Here is a 22,594-nt window from a genome sequence, read left to right on the forward strand (position 1 = left end):
CGCCGGCCTACCGGCGCTGGTGGCGCACGTTGGCGCGTGCGCTCAGCGTGCGCGGGCCGCCTGCGCCTGCGTGGTGGCCAGCCGTTGCGGCTTGCTGGCTTGCACCTTCTTGACTCCGGCTGCAGGGCGCGCGGCTGCGGCCCGTGTTGGGGGACGCTTCGGTTTTTTGGCCGCACCGGTGGCCAATCGCGTGGCGGGGCTGCGTGCCTTGTCCTGCACCTGCACGACCAGCTTTTGGCCCGCCCGCAGCGGGCTGTTGGGTTTGAGGCCATTCCACGCCGCCAGGTCCGCCACCTTCACACCGTGACGCTTGGCCAGCTTGGCCAGCGTGTCGCCCTTGCGGGCCCGCACGCGCACCGTGCGCACCGGCGGCTGTTCGGGGGCCAGCAGCACCTGGCCGTGGTCGGCCAGGTGTTCGGGCACGTCACGGTCCAGCCGCCCTTCGCGCGGCACCAGCAGCGTGGAGCCTGCTTTCAGTTTCATGCGCGGCGGGATGCGGTTGGCCGCGCGCAGCTCGGCTGCGGACCAGCCCAGTTCACGGGCGGCCTGGCCCACCGTCATGTCGCGCGGCACGCGCCAGGCGGTCCAGCTGGCGGTGGGGCCGCGGTGCTGCCGCAACCGTTCGGCAAACTGCACGGCGTTGTCCCAGGGCAGCAGGATTTCCGGCGTGCCTGCGGCCATGATGACGGGCTTGTCGTGCGCCGGATTCAGGGTGCGAAAGTCCGCCTCTGACACCCCGGCCAAGCGCGCGATCAGCGCCACGTCCAGGTCGCGTTCGATGCGCACGGTGTCGAAAAACGGGTGGTTGCCCACCGGCGGCAGCGTCACGCCGTAGCGTTGGGGCGCACGCACCAGGTTTTTGACCGCCTGCAGCTTGGGCACGTAGTGGCGGGTTTCGTCGGGCATGCGCAGGTCGGTGTACCCGGTGGGCAGCCCCGCGGCGGCGTTGCGTCGAATGGCGCGCTGCACGTTGCCTTCGCCCCAGTTGTAAGCCGCCAGGGCCAGGTGCCAGTCGCCAAACATACGGTGCAACCGCTCCAGGTAGTCCAGCGCCGCGCGGGTGGAGGCCAGCACGTCGCGGCGGTCGTCGCGGAAGGCGTTTTGCTTGAGGTCGAAATGTTTGCCGGTGGCTGGCATGAACTGCCACATACCGGCGGCCTTGGCGCGCGAGACCGCCTGCGGGTTGAACGCGCTTTCAATGAACGGCAGCAGCGCCAGTTCGGCCGGCAGCTGGCGCCGCTCCAGTTCTTCGACGACGTGGAACAGGTATTTGCTGCCGCGGTCCACCATGCGTTGCAGGTAGTCCGGGCGGCTGGCGTACCAGCGTTCCCATTGCGCCACACGCTCGTCGTCCAAATCGGGCATGGCAAAGCCGCGTTCGATACGCTCCCACAGATCGCGCGGCGCTTGCACCGGCGCAACCGTCGGCGGCTCCGGCAGCGGCGCGGCGGCGGGGGGCGCCACGCGCTCGACGATGGCTGCCGCAGCTGTGGGGGGGAGCGTTGCCGTGGTGGTGGCGGGTGCCGTCTCGGCGGGTGGGGCCGCGGCCCCCACCGCCGATACGCTCGCCGCGGGGGCGTGCGAGCCGGGCCGGTGGGCGCAGCCCGCCAGCACCAGCGCGGCAATCAGCGCGCCACAGCGCACAGCCCAAGGGGATTGTGAAGGTTTTGGCATTCGATAGGCAATGCAGGGGCAGCGCCGCCGGGGCTTTTAAAGAAAGCTTCGCTTTTAACGAAAGCTTCGCTTTTAGCGAAAGCCATCTTTGAGGCGGCGCAGCGCGGCAAACACACCGACGTCATCGGTGGCGCCGGCCAGGTGGGGTTGGAGGGCCGCACGCACCCCGGGTTCCCTCGTGCGCAAAAACGGGTTGATGGCACGTTCCAGCCCGATGGTGCTGGGCAGCGTCGGCTGACCTTGGGCACGCTGCGCTTCGCACAACGTGCGGTGCGCTTGCAGCGCGGCATTGTCCGGCTCCACGGTCAGGGCAAAGCGCAGGTTAGCCAGCGTATATTCGTGCGCACAACACACCTGTGTGTCATCAGGCAGGGCCGCCAGCCGGTCCAGCGAGGCGAGCATTTGCGCCGGCGTGCCCTCGAACAGCCGGCCGCAGCCGCCGCTGAACAGGGTATCGCCGCACAGCAGCCAGGCGGGTTCGCCAGCGGCGGCTGGCTCACTGACGTAGGCGACGTGACCGAGCGTGTGCCCGGGTACGGCCAGCACGCGCCAGCGCCGGCCCAACACGGTCAGCACGGCACCGTCGTCCACCGGTTCGCCGCCGTCCCACGGCAGCGGTTCGCGCGCCGGGCGCACGACGCGGCAGGCGGTGGCGGCCTGCAGCGCCACCACGCCGCCGATGTGGTCGCCGTGGTGGTGGGTGATCAGGATGCCTTGCAGCGACAAGTTACGCGCGTGCAGCGCGCGCTGCACCGGCTCGGCCTCGCCCGGGTCCACGACCCAGGCCTGGCGCCCATCGTGCAGCAGCCAGATGTAGTTGTCGCTCAGCGACGGCACGGGCTCGACGCTCAGCGGGGGCGCTACCATCGTCATATGGCGATGATACCCGCGGACGACGCGCTGGTGGACCGTTGGGCCGACGCGTTGTGGCTGGAAGATGGGCTGGCCGCGCGCACGCTGGCCGCGTACCGCAGCGACCTCAAGGGGCTGGCGGCCTGGCTCGCCACGCGCGGGCGGCGCCTGTTGGCGGCGGAGGCGGCCGATCTGCAGGCCTACATGGCCGTGCGCCTGCCGGGCAGCCGCGCCACCAGCAGCAACCGGCGGTTGAGCGCATTCAAGCGCTTTTACCGTTGGGCGCTGCGCGAGGGGCTGATCGAGCGCGACCCCACGCTGCCGCTGCTGGCGGCACGCACGCCGCTGCGGGTGCCCAAGACCCTGACCGAGGCGCAGGTGGAGGCCCTGCTGGCGGCCCCCGACGTGGGCACGCCGTTGGGGCTGCGCGACCGCGCGATGCTGGAGCTGATGTACGCCAGCGGCCTGCGGGTCAGCGAGCTGACCGCGCTGCGGTTGCACGAGGTCAGCCTGGCCGACCAGGTGCTGCGTGTCACCGGCAAAGGCGCCAAGGAGCGGTTGGTGCCGTTTGGCGACGTGGCAGCCGACTGGCTGCGCCGCTACCTGGGCGAGGCCCGGCCCGCCCTGCTGGCCGGGCGCGTCAGTGACGACCTGTTCGTGACGCAGCGCCACGGTGCGGCGATGACGCGCGAGATGTTTTGGTACGTGGTCAAACGCCACGCGCGCGCGGCCGGCATCCAGGCGCCGCTGTCGCCGCACACGCTGCGCCACGCGTTTGCCACCCACCTGCTCAATCACGGGGCCGACCTGCGCGCGGTGCAGCTGCTGCTGGGCCACGCCGACATTGCCACCACCACCATCTACACCCACGTGGCACGCGAACGGCTGCGCCAGTTGCACGCCCGCCACCACCCGCGCGGGGGTGGGGGATGAGGCATGCGATCAGCGCCCGCCCCAGCTGTCTTTGAGGGTGGCGATGCGGTTGAACACCGGCTGCTCGGGCCGGTGGTCGAGCCGGTCGGCGCAGAAGTAGCCGTGGCGCTCGAATTGCCAGCGCGATTCGGCGGGGAGGTTGATCAGTGTCGGCTCGACGTACCCGCGCACGGTACGCAGGCTGGCCGGGTTCAGCACGGCCCGGAAGTCTTTGCCACCAGCGTCGGGCTGCGGGTCGGTGAACAGGCGGTCGTACAGGCGCACCTGCACCGCCACCGCCTCGTGGGCACCGACCCAGGTGATGGTGCCTTTGACCTTGATGGCGTCGGCGCCGGGAGTGCCGCTTTTGGTGTCGGGGATCACGCGCGCCAGCACCTTGGTCACTTGCCCCTGGGCGTCCTTTTCGCAGCCGGTGCACTCGACAACGTAGCCGTACTTGAGGCGAACCTTGTTGCCGGGGAACAGCCTGAAATAGCCCTTGGGCGGCTGTTCAGCGAAGTCCTCGCGCTCGATCCACAGCCGTGGGCCCAGCGTGAACGATCGCTCGCCCCAGCCCGGGTGGTGCGGGTGCAGCGGGGCGCGACAAGCCTCGCGGTGCGTGGCGCTGCCAAACACCTCGGCCCAGTTGGTGAGTTCGAGTTCGACCGGATCCAGCACCACCATGGCGCGCGGGGCCTTGCCTTCCAGGTCGTCACGCAGCGCCACTTCCAGGTTGCCGTAGTCGATCCAGCCGCCGGCCTTGCTGACGCCGGTACGCTCACAAAAGAGCCGGATCGCTTCCGGCGTGTAGCCGCGTCGGCGCAGGCCGGCGATGGTGGGCAGGCGCGGGTCATCCCAGCCGGCGACGATGCCCTCGTCCACCAAGGCCTTGAGCTTGCGTTTGCTGGTGACGACGTAGGTGAGGTTCAGGCGCGCGAATTCGTACTGGTGCGGCAGGTCGAACGGCTCGGGCTCGTAGGCGGCAAGCGCCTGCGCCAGCAACGGGGTGAAGTGGTGCAGCTCGGCCAGCAGCAGCTCGAAAAAGCCGTCGAGGTCGCGCAGCACGGCGTCGCGGTCGTGCTCCCAGCGCGCGAACATGGCGGCCATGCGCCGCTCGGCCTCGGTGTTGCGGCCGAGCTTGGCCGCGGCGTTGTGGCAGCGCAGCGCGAATTCCTTGGCGGCTTCGACACCTTGGGCGCGCAAGCCCTCAATGCGTTGGCGGGCGCGGGCAAAGTGCGGCGCACGCAGCAGCGGCACCAGGCGCTCCAGCAACCAGTCGTAAAACGGGCGCTGGTCTTCGAACTCCAGCGTGCAGATGCTGTGCGTGATTTGCTCCAGCGCGTCCTCGATGGGGTGCGCGAAGGTGTACATCGGGTACACGCACCAGCGCTCGCCAGTGTTGTGGTGGGCGGCGTGCTTGATGCGGTAGATCGTCGGGTCGCGCAGGTTGATGTTGGGGCTGGCCATGTCGATCTTGGCGCGCAGCACCATCGCGCCGTCGGGGTGCTGGCCAGCCAGCATTTCGCGCCAGCGGCGCAGGTTGTCCTGCACGGGCCGGTCACGCCACGGGCTGTCCACCCCCGGCTCGGTCAGCGTGCCGCGGTTGGCCCGCATCTGCTCCGGCGTTTGTTCGTCGACGTAGGCGTGGCCGGTTTCGATCAGGTACTCGGCCGCACGCGCCATCGTCTCGAAATAATCGCTGGCGAAGTAGCGGTGCTCGGTGCCATGGGCGTGCCAGCTCCAGCCCAGCCACTGCACGGCGTCGGCGATGGCGTCGACGTAGGCCTGCTCTTCCTTTTCGGGGTTGGTGTCGTCGTAGCGCAGGTGGCACACACCACCGTACTCCTGCGCCAGGCTGAAGTTGATCCAGATGCTTTTGGCGTGCCCGATGTGCAGGTAGCCGTTGGGCTCCGGGGGAAAGCGGGTGCGAATGCGCGCCGGGTCGGGCAGGCCGCGGGCGTGGTGGTCGGCGTCGCCGGGGCTGCCACCCCAGCGGCGGCCTTGGTGGCGCCCAGCAGCCAGGTCGCGCTCGATGATCTGGCGCAAGAAGTTGCTGCTGGAGGCGGGATGGTGTTCGTGGGTGTGCGGGGCGTGCTCGCTCATGCCGCGATTGTAGGGGGGCCAACCGCAGCGTCGCCGGCAACAACGACCCGGTTACGCCCGCTGCGCTTGGCTTGGTACAGCGCGGTGTCGGCCTGATGAATCAGGTACTGGTAGTCCGGGTGCCCGCAGTAGGGGGCCACGCCGATGCTGGCGGTGAGGTTGAGGGCCACGCCCCCGGGCAGTTCATAGGTGTGTTCGGCGATGCGCTGGCACAGCTTGTCGGCGTGGCGCAGCGCTTGCTCCGGAGTGACATCCACCAGCACGACGAGGAATTCTTCGCCACCGTAGCGAAAGACAAAGTCGCTGGCGCGCACGTGGTTGAGCAGCAGCAGCGCGGTCTGTTGCAGCACGGTGTCACCGGCGTCGTGGCTGTGCTGGTCGTTGACGAGCTTGAAGTGGTCCAGATCGAGCAGCAGTAGCGCAAACGGGATGCGGCGTTGTTGGGCCAAGTGCACTTCGCGCCCCAGGATGGGGCCGAGAAACCGGCGGTTCAGCAGCCGCGTGAGCGCGTCGCGGCCGCTTTCCAGTTCGATGTGGCGCTCGAACAGCACTTGCACGAGGTACTGCAGGTTGCCCAGCGCGGCTTGCAGCTCGGTGATCAACACCGGCTGGCGTTGTGGATCCTGGACTTGCAATTGCGGCAGCAACGCGTTGTCGATGCGGTCCAGGCTGGCGTGCACCGGCTCGACTTCAGGGGCGCCTTCGAACAGGTTGTCGCCTTTGTGCAGGAACCACAAGCCGAATTCAGAGCCGCGCAGCGTTGGCAGCACCAACGGCTGACCGCCGCGATGCAGCGCGAACAACACCTCCTGGCCCCAGGCGGCGAGCAAAAAACGCTGCCGCTCGCGCTCTACCTGCAGGTTTTGGCTCAACGCGTGCAGGCGGAAGGCTTCCTCGGTGCGGGCGACGCGCTGGGTGTCTCGCACGTACGACTCGGCCATCAATTCCAGCGCGAGGTCGAACAGGTCGTTCACGTACAGCAGCGCCGCCTCGGTCTGCTGCGCGTCCAGGGCTGCGACGTCCGGCCGGTGCAGCAGGCGGCTCAACAGCCGACCTTTGAGAAAGCGCGCCCCACGGGCGACGAGGTGCATCGGTAACTGGATGCGGGCGTGCACCTCGCCGACGTGGCGCTGCTGCGCGACAATGGCCGACAGCGCCTCGGGCGGATGGGGTTCGAACAGTTCGGCCAGCCAGCGACGCATCGAGGCGTGCAGGCGCTGGTGCACGATGTCCGCGTCCAAAAACAGCTTGGCCTGCGGGTGGGTCAGCATTTCCGTGTAGAACGCCTCGGCCAGTTCGTCGCCCAGGTCGTGCGCCAGCGCGCTGATGCGCTGCGCGATCGCCGGCGGGGTCTTGGTCAAAATGGACTGCCATTCGACCACCGGGTCGAAGTCGGCGCGGGAATGTTGCGATACTATCATTTTTAGTAATTATTGGTTATTGTTTGCTCAGTCTACCACGGGGTGGCTGGAGGTGCTAGGGTTGCCAACGATGTGGCCGCGAAACGTAGGCGGGTGTGTTACCACCGGTTACGTTCGACACGATTGCGTGATACCTGTAGCACGCGCTTGGTGTTGCAATAGGTGCACGTATGGTCGAGCACGCGCTCGCAAGGCAGGAGAGATCGGTATGAACATCCTTCGTTGGAAGCGCGCCGCGGTGGCGGCTTGGTTAGGCACGGTGGGGTCGCTGGGCGTGGCCCACGCCGGGGACGTGTACTGGTCGGTGGGGGTGCACCAGCCGGGCGTGAGTGTGCGGGTCGGCAACACGGTGCCGGTCGTCGTGGCGCCGCCGGTGGTTGTGGCGCCGCCGCCGGCGGTGGTGTGGGGGGCGCCGGTGGCCGTTGTGGCACCGCCGGGCCACCGCAAGCACCACCACCGTCATCATCACCGTTGGGATCGCGATGGTGGCCCGCGCGTGGTGGTGCCGGGGGCCTGGGGCGCGCCGCCCGCCTGGGGCTACCCCGGCCACGGCCGTTGGGACGACGACCGTCGCGGCTGGCGCTGAGCAACGCGCCACTGGGCGGGGTGGCGCACCGCTACACTAGCAGGCTTGTTTGGCTGCCCACGCCCGTTGCCGATGGATATTGCTTTGCTGCTCAAAGCCGCCCTGATGGGGGTGGTGGAGGGCCTGACTGAATTTTTGCCCGTTTCGTCCACCGGACATCTGATTTTGGCCGCCGCGCTGCTGGACTTGCCGGACGAGCGCACGAAGGTGTTCGAGGTGGTGATCCAGACCGGGGCGATCTTGGCCATCGTGGGGCTGTACTGGCAGCGCTTGTTGGCCACGCTGCGCGGCTTGCCACGGGATGCGCTGGCGCAGCGCTTTGCGTTCAACGTGGCGTTGGGTTTTGCGCCGGCGGCGGCGGCAGGGTTTGCGTTCATCGGCCCGATCAAGGCGTATCTGTTCAACGCTTGGGTGGTCGCGGCAGGCTTTGTGCTGGGCGGGCTCGTCATGCTGTGGGTGGAGGCGCGCCAGCGCCGCGGGGCGCGGCCGCGCATTGACGATGTCGACGCCATCCGTGGGCGCGACGCGCTGGCGGTTGGGCTGATCCAGTGCCTGGCGCTGTTTCCGGGGGTGAGCCGCTCCGGCGCCACCATCATCGGGGCGATGGCGCTGGGGTTTTCGCGCCGCGCAGCCACCGAGTTCAGTTTTTTTCTGGCCATCCCGATGTTGTTCGGGGCCGCGGCCTACGACCTGTACAAACACCGCGCGCTGCTGGGCGCGGCGGACGTGCCCTTCTTCGCCGTGGGGCTGGTGGTGTCGTTCGTGTCGGCGTGGGTGTGCGTGAAGTGGCTGCTGCGCTACGTGGCCAGCCACACGTTTGTGCCGTTTGCCTGGTACCGCATCGCTTTCGGCGTGCTGATCGCCGTCAGCGGCTGGCTGGGCTGGGTGCGTTGGGTGCCATGAAGTGACGCAGCGCGCGGTCGATGGCGGCGGCGGTGGCCTCGGGCTTTTCCATCGGAAACAGGTGCGTGCCGTCGATGAACTGCAGCCGCGGTGACGGCTCGCGGCCACACAGTTTGTGCGTCATCGTCAGGCCCACGCGGCGCATTTCCTCGGAGTGGGTGCCACCAACAAACGCCACCGGGCAGCGCAGCGGGTGGCGGCGCAGCAGGCGGTCCAGGTGGTGCGGCAGGGTGTCGTAGATGGCCGTTTCGATGTCGCGGTCGAAGCTGAGCACGCGATGCACCTGGCCATCGGGGCCGACCTCGTCGTGCGTGCCGGCGGCGATGTAGTCGGCCAGCACGCGCGCGTCCCAACGGCTGAAGGCGCGTTTGTGGCGAAAGTGTTGCAGCGCTTCGTCGGCGCTGGCCCAGCGGTTGCGCCGCTTGCGGCTGATGCGCCCTGGCGAGACGGCACCGATGAGGCGGGTGTGCTTGGCCGCGGCCAGCGCACGCGCTTTCCAGCCGCCCAGCACCGGCGAGTCGAGCATCACCACGCCGCCGACCGCGCTGCCGCCGAGCTGCGGGTGCTGCGCGGCGCACATCAGGCTCAAAAAACCGCCCAGCGAGTGCCCGACCAGAAACAGCGGCTCGCCCTGGGGCTGAACCTGCTGGGTGACGAAATCGGCCAATTGGCGCACCAGATGAGGCCAGTTGCTGGTGACAGGGTAGCGCGGGTCGTGGCCGAACTTGTCCAGCGCTTCGACACGCCAGCCGCGCGCGCGCAGGTCGTCGAACAGCACGCGGTAGGTGCCGGCGGGGAAGCTGTTGGCGTGCGAAAACACGATGCAGGGCGGGTTCATGGCGGTGTCAGGCAAGCGTGCCGCCCGCCAGGGCGGCTTTTTGCGAACGGTCGTTCGATGGTGGGTTATGGTAGCGCGGCCAGCACGGCGTCTCGCAGCCCGCTGTCGCGTTCGGTGCGGCGCTGCAGCGCCGCCAGCAGCGTGGCCGGGCCACCCGGTAGCACCAGGGTCAGACGCTGGCGTGCGCGCGTGATGCCGGTGTACAGCAGCTCGCGTGTGGCCAGGGGGCTGTCGGGGTCGGGGGGCAGCACGAGGATGACATGGTCGAATTCGCTGCCCTGGGCCTTGTGCACGGTCATCGCCCACGCCGGCTCCACGTGCTGCAGTTGAGCCGGCAGCACCCAGTGCACGCCGGCGCCGGGCTGCGTCGCCGGCAGCGCCAGCCGCCACTGCAGGCCGCCGTCAGGCGCGCGCAGCGGCAGCAGCAGCCCAAGGTCGCCGTTCATGACACCCAGCGCCGGCTGGTTGCGCGTGACCAGCCACGGTTGCCCGGCCGGCCCCCACGGCCCTTGCGGCAGCGCGGGGGTGGTGCCCTCGGCGCGGCGCTGCAGGCGGGCGTTGAGGCCTTGCACCCCCCAGGGGCCTTGGCGCAGAGCGCACAGCACCTGCAGCCGGCCGTGCTGCGCCAGACGCTCGCCTGCCCATGGGTGCGCGTCGGCCAGCGTCGGCAACGCGCCGGCGAGCGGCTGCAGCAGGGCTTGGGCGTGCGCGCTCCAGGTCGTCAGCCAGCGGTCGTCCTCGGGGCCACTGTGCACGCTGACGTCGGCGGTGGGGTGGTGCAGCAGATGGTGCACGGCGTCCACGTCGCCTTGGCGCACGGCCTGCGCCCAGCGGCCAATGCCGCTGTCGGCGTCGAAGCGGCGGCTGCGCCGCAGCATCACGACGGCTTGGTCCAACGCGTCGCCACCGGGGTCGATCCACGCGGCGGGCACGGCTACGCCGGTGGCGGCGTGCAAGGCCTGCGCGGTGCCGGGGTGCCAGCGTGCGGCGTCGGCGTGCAGACACAGCTCGGCCAGCACCGCGCCGGCCTGCACCGACGCCAATTGGTCGCGGTCGCCCAGCAGGATCAGGCGGGCTTGGGGTGGCAGCGCCTGCACGGTGGCGTGCAGCAACTCCAGGTCCACCATCGAGGCTTCATCGACCACCAGCACGTCCAGCGGCAGCGGCCGATCGGGGCCATGACGGGCCGCACCGCCGTCGGGACGCTGCCCCAGCAGGGCATGCAGGGTTCGGGCGGCACCGGGCAGGTGGGCGCGCAGCTGGTCGGTGGGCAGCGGCAACCCGGTCGGCGGCAGCGCCCGCCAGGCTTGGGCCAGGGCTGCCGCCAGCCGCGCCGCAGCCTTGCCGGTGGGGGCGGCCAGGGCGATCGTCAGCGGGGCGCCTTGGGCGAGCGCCAGGCCCTGCAGGGTGGCCAGCAGCCGCGCCACGGTGGTGGTCTTGCCGGTGCCGGGGCCGCCGGTGATGACGGTGAGGGCCTGGTGCAGCGTGCGTGCGCAAGCCCAGCGTTGGTCGGCGTCATGCCCATCCGCAGGGGGGCCGAATAGGGCGTCCAGCCACGCCCGCACCTCGACAGGGGCGGGCGACGGGGTGGGGTGCAGGCGGGCGGCCAGCGCATGCGCCACCGCCTGCTCGCGCTGCCAGTGGCGCCACAGGTACAGGCGCGAACCGTGGCGCACCAGCGGTGTGGGGGCGCTGCCGTCGCCCAACCATGGGGGATGGTCGGCGGCGTGGGGGGTGCGCGAGAGGAGGCGCTGCAGCCGCGCGCTGCACGGGCCGTTGGGCGGCGCCGTGCGCTGGATCAGCCAGGCGATGTGGCCGTCAGCCGCGTGGCGGCTTACCACCGCGCTGGCCAGGCAGGTGGCCAGTGGGGCATCCGGGCACAGACGCTGCGCGACGCGGGCAAACGCGGCGTCGGCGGCGCGCAGCTCGCCGCTGGCCAGGCCGCGCTGCAGCCAGGTGTCCAGGGTGTCGGTGGCGGGTGGCGTCATGCCGTGGTCTCCGCAGGCGATTGCAGCAAGGCATCGAGCTCGTCGAGCAACGCCAGCGGCGCCGGGGTGCTCCACACGCCAGCCGTGGCGTGGGCCACGCCGCGCCAAAAGACGCACAGCGCACCGCCCAAGTGCTGCGCGGGATCGTAGTCGGGCAGCCGCTGGCGCAACAGCCGGTGCAGGGCCAGCAGGTACAGCGCGGCCTGCGCGTCGTAGCGCTGGCGCAGCACTTCGGCCTGCAGGGCGGCGGGGTGGTAGGCATCGTCGGCATCGCCCAGCGCGTTGGATTTGTGGTCCAACACCCAGTAGCGCCCGTCATGGGCAAAGATCAGGTCGATGTAGCCTTTGAGCATGCCGTGCAGCACCGGGCCGCTCAGGGCCGGGCGTGGTTGGCCCGGCAGCACGTGCTGGGCGATGCGCCGGTCCAGCGTGTCCGCAGGGACGGTGGCGCCGATCGGCAGCCAGAACCCCACCTCGGGCCAGGCTCGCTCGAGCTGCGCCAGCGCCACGGGCGCAGCGCCGGGCAACGGCAGCGGCCGCTGCACGATGCGCACGGCCCAGACGGCGAGGTCGGCGGCGTCGATGGTCTGTCGATCAGCGGGCCAGCCGTGCTGGGCCAGCAGCCGCTGCGCGGTGGGCTGCAGGGTGGCCGCGTCGCTGGCGGCCGGGGCCCAACGCTGCTCGGCGCAATGCTGCAGCAGCGCGTGCAGCACGACCCCTGCTTGGGCGCCGCGCGGCCAGCGGTGCCAGGGGGCGGCCGCGCCGACGGCGGGGTCGGCAGGGGTCGTGGGATGGGCGTCCGGCGTGGGGTCGTCGTCTCCCGCATGGTGGTCGGCGGCGGCCTCCGGCGGGGGGCCGGGATCGGCAGCCGCGCGGGTCAGGGCACTGTAGCTGGCGATCCACCAGGTGGGGGTGGCGCGTGCGCGGGCCTGGTGGGGGTAGGCCGGCGGTGGGGGGGTAGCGTTGGACGGTCGGATGGTTGGCATGGGGGACGCCGCGTCCGTCGGGCACCACGCGATGGTGCCGCCGCTGTGGCCCACCAGCCGGTCCAGCGCTTCGGTGATAGCCTCGGTGCCGTGCTCGACCGGGTGGTGGCCCGGCAAACCCAGCACCCGCGCCCAGGCGCTGACGCCAAACACGTCGTCCAGCGGGATGCCCGCCCAAGTGGCATGGCGCGCACGGGTCAGCGCCACGTACAGTTTGCGCACGTCTTCCAGCTGGCGCTCGTGCTCGCCGCGTTGCAGTGCGTGGCTCCACGCGTCGCCTTCGTCGCTGAGGGTGACGTGCAGGTGACCTTCGGTGTCGTGCCAGCGCACCACACCGAATTGGTGGCTTTTGGGGGCGGCCAGCGGCCGCGGGCGCACCCCGAAGGGCAGCAGCACGACGTCAAACTCCAGTCCTTTGGCCTTGTGCACGGTGATCAGCGTGATGGCGCCGCCGTCGCTGTCGAGCCGCACCTGCGGGGCGCTGGCGTCGTTGTCCTGCCCGCCCAGCAGCCCGCGGCGGGCTTGTTGCAGCAGCGTCAGGGTGGTTTGGATACCTCGCACCCCCTCGCGCGGGGCGCGGGCTTGCAGCCACTCGGCCAGGTGCAGCAGGTTGACGAGCGCGCGGCGGCCGCTGCCTGCGTCGCCGGCGCGGCGCAGCAAGCGCGCCGGTACCGCGTGGTCGATCATCAGTTGGCGCACGGCGGCCAACACCCCGTGGCGCAGCCACAGCGCGTGGTAGTGGGCAAAGCGCTGCAGGGTCTGCTCCCACCCGAGTTCGTCGGCCAGCAGGGTATGCACCTCGGCGGTGTCCATGCCGGTGCTGGCCGCCAGCAGCGCGTGCGCCACGGCGTCGCGGTCGTGCGGTCGGGCGCAGGCCTGCAGCCACAACGCCAGGTCCTCGGCTTGGGGGGTGGCCCACACCGCCGCGCGCTCCGAGCGGTAGGCGCTGGGCAGCCCGTGGCGGCGCAACGCGCGGCCGATGCGTTGGGCCTCCTCGCGCTCGTTGACGAGGATGGCGATCTGGCCCGGCTGCAGGCGGTGCAGCTGCCCATCGGCGCCGACAAGGCCGGTGTGCGGGTCGGTCAGCCAGCGCGCCACCGTGGCGGCGCAGGCCTGCGCCAGGGTGTCATGGGGCGCCGCGTCGCCTGACGGGGGCAGGGCCAGCGTCAGCGCCGGGGCGTTGTCGTGTCCGCCTTCGCACCAGCGCAGCGCCAGGCCGCTCGGCTGCACCGGGACGAACGGCACCTGCCCGGTGCCTGCGCCACCGAACCCGAAGGCCCCGTCGGGCGATTGGTGTTCGGCGTGCGTGAACAGGGCGTTGACGGCCCGCACCATGGCTTCGCTGCTGCGGTGGTTGGTGCCCAGCCGCCACACGCGCGGCCCGCAGGCGCGGCGCGCTTGCAGGTAGCTGTGGATGTCGGCGTGGCGAAAGGCGTAGATGGCCTGCTTGGGGTCGCCGATCAGCAGCAGCGCGGTGTCGGGCGCGGCGCGCTCGGGCTGGTAGATGGCGCGCAGGATGCGCCACTGGCGCGGGTCGGTGTCCTGAAACTCGTCCACCAGGGCCGCCGGTTGACGCTGGCGCAGGCGCGCCGCCAAGGCCGGTCCATGGGGACCGCTCAACGCTTCGTCGACGCGGCGCAGCATTTCGTCGTAGGTCAGGCTCTGCTGCTGGCGCAGCTGGGCGCGCATGCGCTGGTCGATCCAGGCGGCGGCGTGGCGCACCACGGTGCCGCGCACGTCCGGCAGGTGGCGCAGGGCCTGCTCCAGGCGCTGCAGCGCGGGCCACAGGTTGAGGTTCAGCACCTCGGTCGGCAGCGTGGCCGCGCCGCGCTGCAGCTGCGCCAGCGTCAGGCGCTGACGGGCGGTGTTGGTCAGTGGGTGGTTGGCATCGTCGGGATCCGTGGCCCAGTGTCGCAGCTTGCCGAACCAGGCTCGCACGTGGTGGGGCTGACTCAAGGCCTTGATCAAGCCGTGCTGCGTCAGCACCCGCTCGGCGTCGTCGACCAACGCCGGCAGCGGCGCTTTGATGGCGTGCAAGGCCGCGCGGCGTTGGGCATCGACATGCTGCAGCGGCACGGCCAGCGGCGTGTCGGCGCCCCCGGGCAGGGCGGCAGCGCATGAGGGGGCGTGTTGCAGCAGCGGTTCGACGGCTTGCAGCACCGCCCGCGGGTAGGGGTACACCGCCGCCACGGCGCTGGCCAGCTCGGGTGGCAGCGGCTGCACCTGCACCCGCCACCAGTCTTGTGCACACTGCTGCAGCAGCGCCGTCGTGTCGGCCAGCACGTTCAGCGCAAACGGCTCGCCGCTGAGCAGCGCGTGCTCGCGCAGGATCCGTTGGCACCAGCCGTGGATGGTGCTGATGGGGGCCTCGTCCAAGGCTTGTGCGGCCGCGTCGAGGCGTGCGGCCAAGGCCGGCCACTGGGCCGCGGGGTAGCGGTCACGTAGCGCACACAGGGCGGCCAGCGCGGCGTCGTCGCCGCCGCTGCCCACCACGCCTTGCATGACGTGCGCCGCTTGCCGCAACCGGGCATGGATGCGGCTGCGCAGCTCCTGGGTGGCGGCGTCGGTGTAGGTAACCACCAGGATGTGGCGTGCGTCCAGCGCCGGCAGGCCCTGCTGCCCAGGGGGGGCGCCCAGCACCAGGCGCACGTACAGCAGTGCGATGTTCCACGTTTTGCCGCTGCCGGCACTGGCTTCGATCAGGTGGCTGCCATGCAGCGGCAGCCCCAGCACGTCGAGGTCGCGGGACTCAGGCGTCATCGGGCGCTTCTCCGTCCGCAGGGTTGTCGAGGCTGCTGACGACGTGGGCGCGCAGCGGACGCACGAGGCGCTGCGCCCATTGGGCGAAGGGGTGCTCGTCGTGCGCCTCGCGCGGGCCGGCCAACGCTTCGAACGTGGGATAGTGGCGCCGCCACAGGGCGTCTTTGGCCAGGCCGTGGCCCCTGTCTTCGTAGGCCTCGCGGGCCTTGTCCCAGGCGCGCAGCCGTGGGTCGGTGCCGGGCTCGGCCCGGCCATCCAGTGCCTGAACGTACGCCGCGGCGGCGTGCCGCGGCAACGGCAGCGGTTGGGGTTCGAGGCCGGCCGCCCAGGCTTCCCACAGGGATTGCCAGACGTCGCGCGCCTGCTCGGGTGCCATCGGCAGCAGCCAGGCGTTGCCCCATGGCGAAACCACGCAGGTGGCGGTGGGGCCGACCGCCAGCTGCAGCGCCACGTGCTCGACCCAGGTGCGCCAAAGGGTGGCCAGCCGCCACTGCTTGCTGTTGGGGCTTTTGCGGTCGAGCAGGTGGCTGCCTTGCACGACCAGCCGACCGTGGCGGCCATCGTTGCCGCGACGCACGCTGGGCAACACGGCATCGAACGGCAGCGGTGCTGCCGACGGGATTTCGACCTCCGTGCGCAGCCGCGGGCGCACCTCGCAGGGGTCTGGGAAGGCTGCCAAAAAGCCTTGCAGGTGCCGCACCAAACGCTGCAAAAGCACGTTGGCGTCGCCACGCAGATGGTCGCCCGCGGCGCCCAGCGGCCACCACCCGCTCCACTGGGCGCGCCGCCAGGCGTCGTCGGCGGCCTGCTGAACAGCTGGCTGCGTTGCCCCCTGCAGGCAGGCGCGTACCACGGCTTGCACCCACGCAAGCTCGGTGCGCCAGCGCTGCAGCCCGTCGGGCTCGAACGGTTCGGTGTCGAGGTCGGTGTCCCGCTGATCGTCCGGCAGACGGATGCGCAGCCGCTGTTGCGTCCAGCCCCGCACGGGGTCGTGCAGCAAGTCGGCCAGCATCGTCAGGTCCGCCAGCGCTGGGCGGTCGAACGTGGGGGGCGTGCCCGCTGGGCCGACAGGGGCCGCCAGCCACTGGGCGGCGTAGCTGAAACGCTGCGCCTGCAGCGGTGGGGCGGCGTCGGTGGGTGGCTGCGGCGCAAAGTTGGCGTGTGCGAATGGCTGGGCGGCGTGCTGGGTGGTGAGTGCGCGCAGCAGCGCGTCGTCGCTGGTCGGGGCGCCGGGTGCGGGGCCGGCCAAACGCCAGTGGCGCTGCAGATGGGTACGCAGCTGGGCCACCAGCAGCGAGGGTTCCGTGGGGGTGTCGTCCACCGGGCTGCGCCCCACCCAACTGATGCCCAGGTGCTCCCGTGCGGCCAGCACGGCTTCCAAAAAGAGGTAATGGTCTTCGTGGCGGCGCAGGCGGTCGCCCGGGCGTGGCACGGCTGCCATCAGGTCGTGGGCATCCAGGGTGTCGCGCCGGGGGTAGGCACCGTCGTGCATGCCCAACAGGTACACGCGCCGAAACGGCACCGAGCGCATCGGCATCAGCGTGGCAAACGTCACCGCGCCAGCCAAGAAGCGCTGCCCCCCGGGCGCAGGCGCCGCCAACGCCAGCCAGGCGTCGGCCACCACCGCGGCCGGGATGGGCTCGTCGCCTGCGGCCTGGGCGTGTTGCGCCCAACGGTCCAGCGCGCTGCGCAAGTCGCCCACGGTGCGGCGCTCGGCGTCACTGGCGGGCGCGAGCAGGCTGTCGAGCATGCCGTGCAGGCGCTGCTGCCAGACGCTGGCTGCGGCAGGCTGACGCAGCGTGCGCTGCCACGCGTCCAGCGCGTCGATCAGCGCCTGCAGCTTGTCCAGCAGCGGGGCTTGCAGCACCGCCACCCCACGCGCCGGCAGCGCCAGGTCGGCCCACACGGTATCGTCGTCGCCGATAGCGTAGCCCAGCCAGAGGCGTTGCAGCCCATCGCGCCAGGTCAGGCGTGCGGCGTCGGCGTCGGTGGGCTGCGCCAACCCCAGTTGCTGTTTGTGTTCGGCGTCCAGCCCCCAGCGGATGCCGGCGTGCTCGCGCCAGCGCGCCACGGTTTCGAGGTCGTCGGGCTGCAGGTCGAACGCCCGCGCCAATGCCGGCACGTCCAGCCAGTCCAGCACCTGGCTGCCATGCCAGCGGGCTTGGTCCAGCCTTAGCAGGGCGCGCACCAGGTCGTGCAGGCGCTGGGCTTCGGGGTCGCCCGTGTCGCTGACCGTGTACGGCAGATGACGCGGGTCGTGCACCGGCACGCTGCCCCACACCGCGTGCACGAACGGGGCATAGGTGGGCACGTCGGGCAGATAGACCGCGATGTCGCGTGGTTGCAGCGTGGGGTCGCGTTGCAGGGCGGCCAGCACCTGGTCGTGCAGCACTTCCACCTCGCGCAGCGGCGTGTGGCAGATGTGCATGCGCAGCGAGCCGTCGTGCCGCGGGTCGACCGCTGGCCAGCTGGCCTCGCCCTCGGCGCGGCCGTGCAAGATGTCGTCTTGCAACTGCGCCAACAGGTGCGCGGGGTCACCGTCGGCCCCGGCGTCGTCATCGAAGTGTTCGTGCAACCGGACCTCGGGGTCGCCGTCCGGGGGGGCGTCGGCGAGTTGGTACAGCCCGGCGATGAAATCCCGTCCCTGCCGACCCCAGGCGGCCAGCAACGGGTGGCCGGCCCGCGCGCCGTCGCGATCGAACCAGTCGGTCAGGCTCGGGTTGACGATGAACATCGCCACGTCGCACCAGCGGGCGCACAGGCGCAACGCTTGCAACACGTCCGGGGTGATGGCGCTGAGGCCAAACACCGTCAAGCGCGGCGGCAAGCCCGGCGGCGCGGACAGGGCGCGGGCCCGTTGAACGAAGGCGGCGTGCAACTCGCTGCGGCTGAACCAGCGCTGGCCCTCGGCCCGCACGTCGGCGCGCAGCAACCGCCACAGTGCAGGCTGCCAGCGCTCGTCATCCGGCACTTCGCGCGCACGGCCATCCGCGTCGCGCAGCCGATCCAGCCCCTGCGCCCAGTCGTCGAGCCAGTTGGTGCGGTAGATCTGGTACTGGTCGAACAGGTCGGCGATACGCCACGCCAGCTGGGCGCGCCGGTTGGGGTCGCCGTCGCCCAGGTACGCCAACAGGGGGGCGTAGCGTTCGGCGTCGGGTTGGGTAGCCAGCGTCGGCAGCAGCCGCCACAGACGCCAGCGCAGCGGCCCACGGTCCAGCGGCGCTTCGTCCGGTACCGCGTCGTGCCCGAGCACGCTGCGGTACAGCTGCCACAGCCACTGCGCCGGCAGGCGCATGTCGTGCCCCGCGCATAGGCCGTGGTGCTGGGCGATGCTTTGTTGCGCCCACTGCGCGATGCCTTGGCTAGGCACCACCCACATACGCGGCGCCAGCGCATCCCACCCGGGCAGAGGCGCCAGCGCGTGACGGGCTGCCCGCGCCAGTAGGCGCTCCGGGCGGTGCGACAGGTGGATGTGCAAGACGGGCATGGCTCGGCGCGTGGGTGACAGCGCGGCAAATGTAGCAAATCCGTCCCCCGTCAGGCCGAGCCTCGCGCGCTACACTGCGCCCATGGCCGAAAAGCAATTCAACACCGCCGGCCCCTCGCGGCCCGATGACCACTACATGCTCGACCCGCTGCAGCGGATTGACGTGGACGAAGTGCTGGCGCTGATCGAGGCCAAGCGCTACTTCGTGCTGCACGCCCCGCGCCAGACTGGTAAAACCACCGTGCTGCTGGCGCTGATGCAACACCTCAACACCCACGGCAGGTACCGGGCGCTGTACGCCAACATCGAAACCGCGCAAGCCGCGCGCGGCAACGTCGAGCGTGGCATCCAAGCCGCCTGCAGCGCCATCGCCCGCAGCGCCCAGGTCTACCTGGGCGACGCTCGGCTCGATGACTGGCTGCTGCGTGGCGAGGGCCGTGCCATTGAAGCCGAAGAAAAACTCTCCCGCCTGCTGGCGCACTGGAGCCAACTCGACCCCGCGCACCCCGCGGTGCTGCTGCTCGATGAGGTCGACGCGCTGGTGGGCGACACGCTCATTTCGCTGCTGCGCCAAATCCGCGCCGGCTACGCGCAGCGCCCGCAGGCTTTTCCGCAAACCGTGGTGCTGTGCGGTGTGCGCGACGTGCGCGACTACCGCATCCACAGCGGCGGTGGCGACATCATCACGGGCGGCAGCGCTTTCAACATCAAGGCCGAATCGCTGCGGCTGGGCAACTTCAGCCGTGAGGAGACGGTGGCGTGCAGCCAACCGGATCTACGCACGGTTGATCGAGCAGGTGCTTGGATGCAGCGTTCAGGCATCAACGCCAACGGTATGAACGCGTGCCGAGCGACCCGCACCACCGAGCAAGTCGGCAGCCGCACGGTGGGGGTGTGGGGGATGTGAGCGCGGCTGCGCAACCGACGAACGACCGCAACGTTGACCATGAGCAAGGCCTTTACCCGCGAAACCGACCGTGACGATGAGGACGACGACCTGCCCGAGCAGCCGCTTTTGCCGGCAGGCGGCAAGAACTACATCACGCCGCAGGGCTATGCGCGCCTGCGCGACGAACTCAAGTGGCTGCTGGAAGAGGAACGCCCGCGCGTGGTCGAGACGGTGTCGTGGGCAGCCAGCAACGGTGACCGCTCGGAAAACGGCGACTACCTGTATGGCAAAAAGCGCCTGCGCGAAATCGACCGGCGCATTCGGTTTTTGACCAAGCGGCTGCAGATCGCCGAGGTGGTGGACCCCAGCGTGCACCATGGCAAGGACCAGGTCTTTTTCGGCGCCACCGTCACCTACGCGCGCGCCGACGGCAGTGAAGAGACGGTGACGATCCTCGGCATCGACGAGGCCGACAGCGCTCAGGGGCAGATCAGTTGGATTTCGCCGGTGGCGCAGGCGCTGCTGAAAGCGCGCGAGGGCGACGAGGTGCGTTTGCACACCCCCGCCGGGGTGCAGACGCTGGAGATCGTTCGCGTCCGCTACCCACCACCCAGCTAGCAGGCCGATGGGCTTCAGTCGCCGTCGTTGCTGCGCGGTGGGCGCACGCGTTGCGCCCGCAGCACCGACGGAGTGCGGCGCAACTGCCGCAGCACCTGGGCCAGGTGCACGCGGTCACGCACCGCCACGGTGAAGCGCAGCTCGGTGGTGGGCTGGGCACCGTCGTCGCCCATCTGGATGTGGGTGATGTCAGCCTCGGCGGCGGCGATGGCGGCTGCCACCCGCGCCAGCACCCCTTTGCCGTTGGCCACGGTGACGGCCACCGTGGCGTCGAAGGCACGCGTCGGTTCCTCGGCCCACTCGACCTCCAAAAAGCGCTCGCGGTCGCGTTGCAGCAGCCGCCGCCCGACAGGGCATTCTTCGGTGTGCACGACCAGCCCTTCACCTTTGCCGAGGTAGCCGACGATGCGGTCGCCCGGGATCGGGCGGCAGCAGGTGGCGTAGACGATGGAGCCACCCTCGCTGCCATCGAGCACGACCACGCCCTGGCTCGGTTGATCGTCGGTGGGGGCGCCGAAGCGCTCCTGGCTGATCAACAGCGCGTCGGGGCGCTGCCCGGCTTCGGCCAGCAGTGCCGCAAGCTTTTTGCCCACCATGCCGGCGATGCGCCGCCCTTGCCCGATGTCGATCAGCAGCTCGTCGCGGCTGCGCGCGCCGGTGGAACGCAGCAGCTTGTCCCACACCCCCTGGCCGTCGCCCTCGTGAGGGGGCAGCTCCGCGTAGCCTTCGGCGCGCAGCGCCTGGCGCAGCAAGCGCTCGCCCAACGCGCGCGCTTCCTCCTGCGCCAGGGTTTTGAGGTAATGGCGGATTTTGGAGCGTGCGCGGCCGGTGCGCACAAACCCCAGCCACGCTGGGTTGGGGTGGGCGTGCGGGGAGGTGGTGATTTCCACCACGTCGCCGTTGCGCAGCTCGGTGCGCAGCGGCACCTGCTCGCCGTTGATGGTGGCGCCAATGGCGCGGTGGCCCACGTCGCTGTGGATGGCGTAGGCAAAGTCCACCGCCGTGGCCCCGCGCGGCAGCGCCAGGATTTTGCTTTTCGGGGTGAACACGTACACCGAGTCGGGAAACAGGTCGATGCGTACGTGGTCCCAAAACTCGCCCGAATCCTTGGTTTCTTGCTGGATGTCCAGCAGCGACTGCAACCACTGGGCGTTGAGCGTTTGGGCCGCCGGGTCGTTGGCGTCGCCGCTCTTGTAGAGCCAGTGCGCGGCGATGCCCGATTCGGCCACCACGTCCATGCTGGGGGTGCGCAGTTGAAACTCGATCGGCGTGCCAAACGGCCCAATCAGCGTCGTGTGCAGCGACTGGTAGCCGTTGACCTTGGGAATGGCGATGTAATCGCGAAACTTGCCCGGCATCGGCTTGTAGAGCTGATGCAGCACCCCCAGCGCCGTGTAGCAGTCCAGCACCTGCGGCACGATGATGCGAAAGCCGTAAATATCGGTCACCTGCGCAAACGACAGGTGTTTGGTATCCATCTTGCGGTAGATGGAGTACAGGGTTTTTTCGCGGCCGGCGATGCGCACCTCCATGCCGGTGTGGGCGAAGGCCGCTTCCACTTTGCCTTGCACCCGCGCGATGAGGTCCTTGCGTCGCGCGCGCGAGCGCGCCAGCGCCTTCGATAGCGCCTGGTAGCGCCATGGGTGCAGGTGGCGAAACGCCAGGTCTTGCAGCTCGCGGTACAGGTTGTTGAGGCCCAGCCGATGCGCGATCGGGGCGTAGATGTCCAGCGTTTCGCGCGAAATGCGTGCCCACTTGTGGCGCGGCATGTCGGCCATCGTGCGCATGTTGTGCAGCCGGTCGGCCAGCTTGATGAGCATCACGCGCACGTCGCGCGCCATGGCCAGCAGCATCTTGCGAAACGACTCGGCCTGGCCTTGCTCGCGGCTGTCGAACTCCAGCTTGTCCAGCTTGGTCAGGCCATCGACCAGGTCGGCCACCGCGGGGCCGAAGCGTTCGGTCAGCTCGGCTTTGGTGACGCCGCAGTCCTCCAGTACGTCGTGCAGCAGCGCTGCCGCCAACGCTTGCGCGTCGAGCCGCCACTGGGTGCAGATTTGCGCCACCGCGATCGGGTGCGTGATGTAGGGGTCACCGTTTTTGCGCAACTGCCCCAGGTGGGCTTGGTCGGCAAAGCGGTACGCTTGCCGCACCTGGTCGATGTCGGACGGGGCCAGGTATCCCAGGCTGGCTTCGAGTGCAGCAAAACTGGCCGCCGCCGCGCTGGCTGCGGCAGCCGAGGGGGCGCTGGCGGGCGGCGTTACCGCCGGCGACGCGTCCATGGGGGCGACATCGACACTCACCCCTGTACTGTAAACAAAAAAGGCACCCGACGTGGGTGCCTTGCGACAATGACCGTGATAGCCGTCAGACCGGTACCTTGCGCAGCATTTCCAGCCCGACCAGGCCGGCAGCGATTTCGCGCAGCGCGGTGACGGCCGGCTTGTTGCGTGTTTCGACCTTCGGCGCGTGGCCTTGGCTGAGCATGCGGGCGCGGTAGGTGGCGGCCAGCACGAGCTGGAAACGGTTGGGGATTTTTTCCAGGCAATCTTCGACGGTGATGCGTGCCATGGAAACCTC

15 protein-coding genes are annotated in these 22,594 nt (G+C 70.2%); 5 read left to right on the top strand and 10 right to left on the bottom strand.

Going from position 1 to position 22,594, the window contains the following annotated elements:
- Nucleotides 1-42: 42 nt before the first annotated feature.
- Together Taqua_RS05120 and gloB are read right to left on the bottom strand one after the other, a co-directional pair.
- Nucleotides 43-1,674 carry a transglycosylase SLT domain-containing protein gene (locus Taqua_RS05120; RefSeq protein ID WP_144325340.1) on the bottom strand — a complete coding sequence of 544 codons (1,632 nt, stop codon included), beginning with the start codon at nucleotides 1,672-1,674 and terminating at the stop codon, nucleotides 43-45.
- Between the two features lie 72 nt (nucleotides 1,675-1,746).
- On the bottom strand, nucleotides 1,747-2,547 hold the full coding sequence (gloB, locus tag Taqua_RS05125) for a hydroxyacylglutathione hydrolase (protein ID WP_246094629.1): 801 nt from the start codon (nucleotides 2,545-2,547) through the stop codon (nucleotides 1,747-1,749).
- On the opposite strand from gloB, the gene xerD reads away from it, so the two are divergent.
- Entirely contained in the window at nucleotides 2,548-3,459 is a 912-nt protein-coding gene (gene xerD, locus Taqua_RS05130; protein WP_144325342.1) for a site-specific tyrosine recombinase XerD, read from the top strand. It begins immediately after the preceding gene.
- Between the two features lie 9 nt (nucleotides 3,460-3,468).
- Here xerD and Taqua_RS05135 read toward each other — a convergent pair whose 3' ends face one another.
- Both Taqua_RS05135 and Taqua_RS05140 read right to left on the bottom strand, forming a co-directional pair.
- Entirely contained in the window at nucleotides 3,469-5,541 is a 2,073-nt protein-coding gene (locus tag Taqua_RS05135; protein ID WP_144325344.1) for a glutamine--tRNA ligase, read from the bottom strand.
- Complete coding sequence (locus Taqua_RS05140; RefSeq protein ID WP_144325346.1) at nucleotides 5,538-6,962, bottom strand: diguanylate cyclase; 1,425 nt, start codon at nucleotides 6,960-6,962, stop codon at nucleotides 5,538-5,540. Before Taqua_RS05140 ends, Taqua_RS05135 begins: the two co-directional genes overlap by 4 nt.
- 208 nt (nucleotides 6,963-7,170) lie before the next feature.
- Between Taqua_RS05140 and Taqua_RS05145 the strand changes: the two genes are divergently transcribed.
- The gene (locus tag Taqua_RS05145; protein WP_185969563.1) at nucleotides 7,171-7,548 is read left to right on the top strand and encodes a hypothetical protein; all 378 of its coding nucleotides are present in this window, start codon (nucleotides 7,171-7,173) and stop codon (nucleotides 7,546-7,548) included.
- A gap of 72 nt (nucleotides 7,549-7,620) precedes the next feature.
- The gene (locus tag Taqua_RS05150; protein ID WP_144325348.1) at nucleotides 7,621-8,451 is read left to right on the top strand and encodes an undecaprenyl-diphosphate phosphatase; all 831 of its coding nucleotides are present in this window, start codon (nucleotides 7,621-7,623) and stop codon (nucleotides 8,449-8,451) included.
- Here Taqua_RS05150 and Taqua_RS05155 read toward each other — a convergent pair.
- From Taqua_RS05155 to recC, 4 genes are all read right to left on the bottom strand, one after another.
- A complete protein-coding gene (locus Taqua_RS05155; protein ID WP_144325350.1) occupies nucleotides 8,414-9,289 on the bottom strand; it encodes an alpha/beta hydrolase in 876 nt (291 codons plus the stop codon). The two genes, Taqua_RS05150 and Taqua_RS05155, sit on opposite strands and share 38 nt — an antisense overlap.
- Nucleotides 9,290-9,354: 65 nt before the next feature.
- Nucleotides 9,355-11,277: an exodeoxyribonuclease V subunit alpha gene (gene recD, locus Taqua_RS05160; protein ID WP_144325352.1), complete on the bottom strand. Its 1,923-nt coding sequence runs from the start codon at nucleotides 11,275-11,277 to the stop codon at nucleotides 9,355-9,357.
- Nucleotides 11,274-15,023: an exodeoxyribonuclease V subunit beta gene (gene recB / locus Taqua_RS05165; protein WP_185969564.1), complete on the bottom strand. Its 3,750-nt coding sequence runs from the start codon at nucleotides 15,021-15,023 to the stop codon at nucleotides 11,274-11,276. The genes recD and recB overlap by 4 nt, the downstream gene beginning before the upstream one ends.
- Nucleotides 15,013-18,510 carry an exodeoxyribonuclease V subunit gamma gene (recC, locus tag Taqua_RS05170; RefSeq protein WP_144325356.1) on the bottom strand — a complete coding sequence of 1,166 codons (3,498 nt, stop codon included), beginning with the start codon at nucleotides 18,508-18,510 and terminating at the stop codon, nucleotides 15,013-15,015. Before recC ends, recB begins: the two co-directional genes overlap by 11 nt.
- 82 nt (nucleotides 18,511-18,592) lie before the next feature.
- On the opposite strand from recC, the gene Taqua_RS05175 reads away from it, so the two are divergent.
- On the top strand, nucleotides 18,593-19,417 hold the full coding sequence (locus Taqua_RS05175; RefSeq protein WP_144325358.1) for an AAA family ATPase: 825 nt from the start codon (nucleotides 18,593-18,595) through the stop codon (nucleotides 19,415-19,417).
- A gap of 39 nt (nucleotides 19,418-19,456) precedes the next feature.
- Nucleotides 19,457-20,017 (top strand): transcription elongation factor GreB, encoded by a 561-nt coding sequence (greB, locus tag Taqua_RS05180; protein ID WP_144325360.1) that lies wholly within the window; start codon nucleotides 19,457-19,459, stop codon nucleotides 20,015-20,017.
- A 14-nt stretch (nucleotides 20,018-20,031) separates the two neighbouring features.
- Here the strand turns inward: greB and Taqua_RS05185 are convergent, their stop codons facing one another.
- Nucleotides 20,032-22,296, bottom strand: coding sequence for a RelA/SpoT family protein (locus tag Taqua_RS05185; RefSeq protein WP_144325362.1), 2,265 nt, complete (start codon nucleotides 22,294-22,296; stop codon nucleotides 20,032-20,034).
- 85 nt (nucleotides 22,297-22,381) lie between these two features.
- Nucleotides 22,382-22,585, bottom strand: coding sequence for a DNA-directed RNA polymerase subunit omega (gene rpoZ / locus Taqua_RS05190; protein WP_132961797.1), 204 nt, complete (start codon nucleotides 22,583-22,585; stop codon nucleotides 22,382-22,384).
- Nucleotides 22,586-22,594 lie beyond the last annotated feature (9 nt).

Origin of the sequence: Tepidimonas aquatica (assembly GCF_007556585.1) — a bacterium.
Taxonomy (GTDB): domain Bacteria; phylum Pseudomonadota; class Gammaproteobacteria; order Burkholderiales; family Burkholderiaceae_C; genus Tepidimonas; species Tepidimonas aquatica.